Source organism: Dehalococcoidia bacterium (assembly GCA_035310145.1).
Lineage (GTDB): Bacteria > Chloroflexota > Dehalococcoidia > CAUJGQ01 > CAUJGQ01 > CALFMN01.
Genome location: DATGEL010000118.1, coordinates 1 through 5,806, shown reverse-complemented (window position 1 = coordinate 5,806; position 5,806 = coordinate 1). Strand labels below are relative to the sequence as shown.

Annotated in this window: 8 protein-coding genes; 6 read left to right on the top strand and 2 right to left on the bottom strand. The window is 72.4% G+C overall.

What is annotated here, in order from left to right; translation table 11 throughout:
• Positions 1-171: 171 nt before the first annotated feature.
• Complete coding sequence (locus tag VKV26_21835) at positions 172-1,884, bottom strand: thioredoxin-like domain-containing protein (protein HLZ72556.1); 1,713 nt, start codon at positions 1,882-1,884, stop codon at positions 172-174.
• 193 nt (positions 1,885-2,077) lie between these two features.
• Here VKV26_21835 and VKV26_21830 point away from each other — a divergent pair, with 193 nt between their 5' ends.
• The gene (locus tag VKV26_21830) at positions 2,078-2,677 is read left to right on the top strand and encodes a GNAT family protein (GenBank protein HLZ72555.1); all 600 of its coding nucleotides are present in this window, start codon (positions 2,078-2,080) and stop codon (positions 2,675-2,677) included.
• Between the two features lie 123 nt (positions 2,678-2,800).
• Here VKV26_21830 and VKV26_21825 read toward each other — a convergent pair whose 3' ends face one another.
• Positions 2,801-3,433 carry an LLM class flavin-dependent oxidoreductase gene (locus tag VKV26_21825; protein HLZ72554.1) on the bottom strand — a complete coding sequence of 211 codons (633 nt, stop codon included), beginning with the start codon at positions 3,431-3,433 and terminating at the stop codon, positions 2,801-2,803.
• Between the two features lie 126 nt (positions 3,434-3,559).
• Here VKV26_21825 and VKV26_21820 point away from each other — a divergent pair, with 126 nt between their 5' ends.
• The 5 genes from VKV26_21820 to VKV26_21800 all read left to right on the top strand — a co-directional run.
• A complete protein-coding gene (locus tag VKV26_21820) occupies positions 3,560-4,075 on the top strand; it encodes a hypothetical protein (protein ID HLZ72553.1) in 516 nt (171 codons plus the stop codon).
• Between the two features lie 76 nt (positions 4,076-4,151).
• A complete protein-coding gene (locus VKV26_21815) occupies positions 4,152-4,325 on the top strand; it encodes a hypothetical protein (protein ID HLZ72552.1) in 174 nt (57 codons plus the stop codon).
• Entirely contained in the window at positions 4,312-4,482 is a 171-nt protein-coding gene (locus tag VKV26_21810) for a hypothetical protein (protein ID HLZ72551.1), read from the top strand. Before VKV26_21815 ends, VKV26_21810 begins: the two co-directional genes overlap by 14 nt.
• A complete protein-coding gene (locus VKV26_21805; protein ID HLZ72550.1) occupies positions 4,469-4,804 on the top strand; it encodes a hypothetical protein in 336 nt (111 codons plus the stop codon). The genes VKV26_21810 and VKV26_21805 overlap by 14 nt, the downstream gene beginning before the upstream one ends.
• The coding region (locus VKV26_21800; protein HLZ72549.1) for a DNA-primase RepB domain-containing protein at positions 4,797-5,806 on the top strand (1,010 nt) is incomplete at its 3' end. The genes VKV26_21805 and VKV26_21800, both read left to right, overlap by 8 nt.

The window sequence follows — 5,806 nt, the reverse complement described above, 5'->3', positions numbered from 1 at the left end:
GCTGGTGGCGTGGGGGTGGCGCTGCTACCCTGATGCATGGGGCTGTCCTCCCGGCTGGCGCAACGGTCTCAAGCACCCGTCACGCTACCCGCGGGCAGCCCTCTTGCCTCTCCCTCTTGTGGAAACCGCCAAAGTCCAGGGGCGCGCCGCCCGTGGGCGGCCGTTCGCCGCTCACGCCTCCGCGCCGGCTGCCCCGCCGGGCGCCAGGCGCACGCGCAGCTCGGCGCGGCGGCTGTGCAGCCGGCACTCATCCCCCTGGCAACTGGCGGCGCGCACGTCGAAAACGAGCGTGCCCGCGCCTTCGCCCGCCGTCACCACCCCCACGCTCGCCGGCAGCGCGTCCAGCGCCCAGCTGCGCGGGCCGGGCGCCAGCAGGCGCGGCGGGTCGGCGGAGATTGAAACACGCACGGGCGGGCCGTCGCTCGGGTCCAGCTCATCGTCGCCCAGGTCGAGCGCGAGCGTGAACAGCACTTCTGCGCCGGAAGCCAGCTCGCGTTCGGCGGCGGGGCGCTCGGCCGCCAGCGGCAACAGCTCGGCGGCGCCCGTGGCCGGCTCGACCAGCAGGATGCGGTGGTTGTTGGTATCGGCCACGGCGAGGCGGCCGTCGGGCAGCAGGCAGAGGCCGCCCGGCTCGTCCAGCCCCTCAAGCGGCAGTGTCGAGAGCGTGCCGTCGCGCCAGACGCGCAGCCGCGAATTGAAGGTGTCGGCGATGTAGACGGCGCCGTCCGGCGCGGCGGCGATGCCAAGCGGGTGCTGCATCCGCGCCGTCTCGCGGTCGCCGTCCTGCTTGCCCCACTCGAACAGCCCCTGGCCGATAAGTGTGCTCACCTGGCCGTCCGCGAGGCGGCGCAGGCTGCTCGTCTCCGAGTCGAGGAAGAGCAGCGCCCCGTCCGGCGCCACGCTGAGGCCGCTGGGCTGCGCCAGCTCAGCCTGCAAGGCTGCCCCGTCTTGCAGCCCTTCCGCCGTGCTGCCGGCCAGCGGCCGCGCCGGTCCCTTGCCCGCGTCTTCGATCAACCACAGCCGGTGGCGGCCCGCCTCGGCCACGGCAATGCCGCCGTGCCACGGCGTCACGTCCCAGGCCGAGCTGATGCCGGAGGCGAGTGTGCGCCGCTCGCCGCCGGCCAGATCGATCGCCACGACCTCGTCCGCGAGGCAGTTGGCGACGACGAGGCGTTCGCCATCTGTCGCATCGAAGTACAGCCCCTGCGGTTCGCGCAGGCCGCCGAACTCGCGCTCGATCGCGCCGGCCAGCGAGACGACGAGCACGCGATCGTGGTCGGTGTCGGCGATCGCGAGCCGGCTGCCGCCATCGCTGGCGACCTTGCCGGGAAAGGCCAGCATGCCCGTGCCGCGCGGCTTGCCGCGGGCCGCGGCCGTGCCGGCGAGGCGCACCGTCTTCTCCGGCGCGAGCGTGCCCGTGCGCCGGCCCTCCTCGACCAGCGCCGCGATCGCCTGGCGCAACTGGTCGCCGTGCCCTTCGCCGGAGAGGCCGCCGCGCACGTGGCCGTTGGTGTCGATCAGGAAGAGCGTCGGCCAGGCGCGCACGCCGTAGCGCTGCCAGGTGATCATGTCCGGGTCGTCGAGCACGGGGTGGGTGATGCGGTGGCGGGCCACGGCGCGCACCACGGCCTCGTGGTCGTGCTCCTCCGGGAATTTGGGCGAGTGCACGCCGATCACGACGAGATCGCGGGGGAAGGCCGCTTCGAGCGGGCGCAGCTCCTCGATGATGTGCAGGCAGTTAATGCAGCAGAAGGTCCAGAAGTCGAGCAGCACGACCTTGCCGCGCAGCGCCGCCAGGCTGAGCGGCTCGGCGGTGTTGATCCAGCCGCCGGCGCCGACCAGCTCCGGCGCGGCCACAACCTCGCGCGTGCGCCCTGCCGCCATAGCCGCCCTCCTGTTGCCCGGACATGCCCGCGCGGTGCGCGGCGCTGCCGTCTGCGCCCAGTCTACCGTACGGCGCCGTCGCTGCTCGTGCCCCGACCTGCTCAGCTTCGGCCGTTCGCGCCCGCATGGCATCCGCCCCGCTGCCGCGGTAGAATGCCCGCATTCGGACCGGCGGCAAGCGGGGGTGATGGCGATGCTGCCAACCACGTATCCACCCGTCAAAGGCGAGCGGCTGCCGCGCGTGGAAGAGGTGAACGGCGAGGACGTGACCTTGCGCCTGATGTCGCCCGCCGACGCCACGGCGCTGCACAGCTTCTTCCAGGAGCTGGCGGAGGAGAGTCCGCGTGACCTGCTCTTTCTGCGCCGCGACGTGACCAGCGGCGCCGAGATCGACGCCTGGGCGCTGGAGATCGCCTCGGGCGAAATGATTACGGTGCTGGCGGTGGCCGAGTTCGAGGTGCTGGGCGAGGCCAGCCTGCACCGCAACAACGTGCCCTGGACGCGCCATGTCGGCAACATCCGCGTGATCGTGCATCCTCAGCAGCGCGGGCGTGGGCTGGCGAAGCTGCTGCTGGGCGAGGTGTGCGCGATCGCGCTGCAGGCCGGCATCGAGCGCGTGGTGGCGGAGATGACCGCGGAGCAGCGCGGCGCCCGCAACCTCTTCTCCAGCATCGGCTTCACGCAGGAAGGCCACTATCGCAACTTCGCGCGCGATCTGGAGGGTCGCCTGCACGACCAGGTGGTGATGACCGCGGGCCAGCACGAGATGGAGCAAATGATCGCGCGTCTGTAGTCGCGCTCGGGCCGTCACTCCTCCGCCGCGCTCCCCTTCACCCGACGTATATCGACCGCGCGACGGCGGCGCCCGGCATGGGCGAGCGAGGCCTCCGGTCTGCTGTATGCCGCCGGGTTCGTGCTAGCCGCGGGCGAGGCCTGAAAGCGTTTCGGCGGTGCGCTGCAGGCTGGCGCCGGGCGCGGGGAAGGCGGCGCCGGCGAAGTCGGTGACACCGGCGGCGGCGTACTCGCGGATCTGCGCGGCCACGGCCGCCTCGTCGCCCACGATCGCCACGTCGCCGGGTCCGGCGGCGCCGCCGCGATCCAGCGTGGCGCGGTAGGAAGGCAACTGGCCGTAGATGGCGAAGGCCTCGTTCGCGGCGGCACGGGCGCCAGCGGGGTCGTCGGTGACGCAGACGGGCGCCATCGCCACGATACGCGGCGCGGGCCGCCCGGCGGCGGCGGCCGCGGCGGAGATGCGCGGCACGGCCACGTCGCGCAGGAAGGGTACGCCGCCCATCCAGGTGATCGTGCCGTCGGCCAGGCGGCCGCAGAGGCGCAGCATTGCCGGACCCAGCGCCGCCACGATCACGGGCGGCTTCTGCACGCCGGGCACACTGAGCTGCGCGGCCACGCGGTACAGCTCGCCGCGGAAGCGGAGTTGCTCGCCCGCCAGCAGGCCGTTGAGCACGGTCAGGTACTCGCGCATATGCGGCACCGGCTGAGAGATGTCCAGTCCAATCGCACATGCGCCGCGACTGCGCTGGACCTCCACCGGCTTCACCCTCGCCGCGACGGTATAATGGCGCAGGGGCGCGCACCGGTGCGCCGAATGAGAAGCCGCCCGCGCTGGTTGCACAGCCGGGCGGCAGGGCGAACACGCTGAGATGGAGCGGCCCGCATGGACACGGTACCGAAGGACCAGCAGGCGCTGCAAGAGACGGCGCGCCTGAGCCAGGCCGATCGCGACTGGCTCCGCGCCTTTGTGGCATCGGACCGGGCGCCAGGCCCCGCACCCGATCCCCAGCGGCTGCCCGTGGGGTGGATCTGCGACCGCCGGCTGGAAGCCCATCGCGATCCGCCTTCAAGCGCCGTCTTCAGGGGCTCGCGCAACATCCCGCAGGACGCGTGGCGACAGCGTGACCCCGCAAAACTTCAGCGGCTGCTCTGCCCGACGTGCATCGCCGCGGAAAAGCGCCGCATCGCCCAGGAACGGGCAGCGCCAGCAGCGACCAGCACGCCTAAGAACCGTGGTGGGAGGCAAAGTAGGTATACCGACCTGGATCAGCGCACCTACGTTAAACGCGCCGGAAAACTCAAGCCGGGCCGCACATGGGCTCAGGTTGCGGCGATGCTCGGGCTGCCGACCAGCACGCTCCACCGCTGGATGAGACGGTGGGCGCGCACGATTACGTAAACCGGCCATTCCATAATTGGTTGTGGGACCATATGGAATTACCTCCTGCTCACACTGGTGAGGAGGAGGTAATTCCATGCCAGCACTGAAACGGATGGTGGTGGCGCTCGACGGCGCGGCGTACCGCCGGCTAGCCGAAACGGCCGCACGCGATGTGCGTGAACCCGAACAACAGGCCGCGTACCTGATCCGCCGTGCGCTGGGCACGGACAAACCCACGGATGAGGCGGTGCGCGATGCCGACCGCTAACCCGCCCGCGTCCGCCCGCCAGGCGGCCGCCTGGCGGGCGGTGTGGGACCGCCTGCTCGCGCCGATTCCCGATCAAACGAGTGCCCCCGGCGGTGCGACCAACACCACCGAGGGCGATGGACAAAAACCGGAGTCCGCCGATTATGTCCGCGAATAACGTAAATGGCGCTGCTGAGCAGCGCAACCGGAACGCCGATTCCAGTATAGCAGATGATCTCGTCCGCGCGGCGGAGCGCCTGTCGCGGGCCGCGCAGACGCTGGCCGATGCGGCGCGCCGGCGCGGCTCCGGCGCCCTGGCCGCCGACGCGCTCCGGGCGCAACGCCTGGCCGCCGCCGCGGCGGGGCTGGCGCGGATCATCGCCGCCGACCTGACCGCGCCGCCCGCGCCGGGGCGCTGCACGTGTGCGACGTGTGCGCCGTGGGGCGCCGAGCCCTGGGTTGATCTCCGCGACGTGCCGCCGGCGGTGCACCGTGGCTGACGCCGAACGGCTGTTCGACCATGTGTTCCGCGGCGTGCCGGGCGGCGGCACGATCGCCCTGTTCAGCGGCGTGTGGGACCACGCCACGAGGCGACTCACGGATATCCGCGACACACAGCGCGCCACGTACCCGCAGGCCGCCGGGTTCGCCGCCGACTGGCTGGCGGCCGAGGCCCGCGCCGGGCGCGAGGCGTACGCCTGCGCACATCTCCTCACCGGCAAACGGCGCATCGCCGCGAACGCGGCCCAGGTGCACGCGCTCTGGACCGACAGCGACGGCGCGCAGCCGCCCGCCTGGCTGCCGGCGCCAACGGCGATCGTGCAGTCCAGCCCCGGCCGACATTACCATTTCTGGCGGCTCACCCGCGCCATCGCGCCCGCGGCGGCTGCCGATCTGAACCGACGCCTGGCGTACGCGATGGGCGCCGATACGGGCGGCTGGGACCTCAGCCAGGTGCTGCGCTGGCCCGACACGCTGCACGGCAAAACGGCGACCCGCCATCCGGTGCGGCTCGTCGCCCTGGACGATGACCGCGCCGTGGACCCCGACGAGCTGGACCGCGTGTTGCCGCCGGCGCCCGCAGCCGCGACCGCGGGCGAACCGCTCGTCGATGACGCCGACGAGCCGCCGGTTGTCCTGGCGGGCCGCGACCTCGAAACCTGGCGCGGTCAGCGCCCCGTGATGAAACCCGACGGTGCGATCGATCGCTCCGAGACGTTGTATAAGATCGCGGCGGTGCTGCATGCCGCCGGTGCCACGCGCCGCACGGTCACCGCAGCACTGCGCGAACGCGACGGCGCGTTTGACTGGAATAAGTACGCCGACCGGCCGGGTGAGTATGACCGCATCGCCGCCAAAATCGCCGGCACGCCGCGCCCGCCTGGGGCGGCGCCAGACCGGGCGCCATGCGGCGAACGCGTCGCCCAGCTCGAACGGCGGATCGCGCAGCTCGAACGCCGCTGCGAGCGCTATCGCCGGTTCGCCGTTGCCCGCGGCGACGA

Excerpts from the sequence above, each read along its gene's own strand:
- VKV26_21835 (HLZ72556.1), bottom strand. The coding sequence starts at position 1,884 with ATGGCGGCAGGGCGCACGCGCGAGGTTGTGGCCGCGCCGGAGCTGGTC.
- VKV26_21830 (HLZ72555.1), top strand. The coding sequence starts at position 2,078 with ATGCTGCCAACCACGTATCCACCCGTCAAAGGCGAGCGGCTGCCGCGC.
- VKV26_21820 (HLZ72553.1), top strand. The coding sequence starts at position 3,560 with ATGGACACGGTACCGAAGGACCAGCAGGCGCTGCAAGAGACGGCGCGC.
- VKV26_21815 (HLZ72552.1), top strand. The coding sequence starts at position 4,152 with ATGCCAGCACTGAAACGGATGGTGGTGGCGCTCGACGGCGCGGCGTAC.
- VKV26_21810 (HLZ72551.1), top strand. The coding sequence starts at position 4,312 with ATGCCGACCGCTAACCCGCCCGCGTCCGCCCGCCAGGCGGCCGCCTGG.
- VKV26_21805 (HLZ72550.1), top strand. The coding sequence starts at position 4,469 with ATGTCCGCGAATAACGTAAATGGCGCTGCTGAGCAGCGCAACCGGAAC.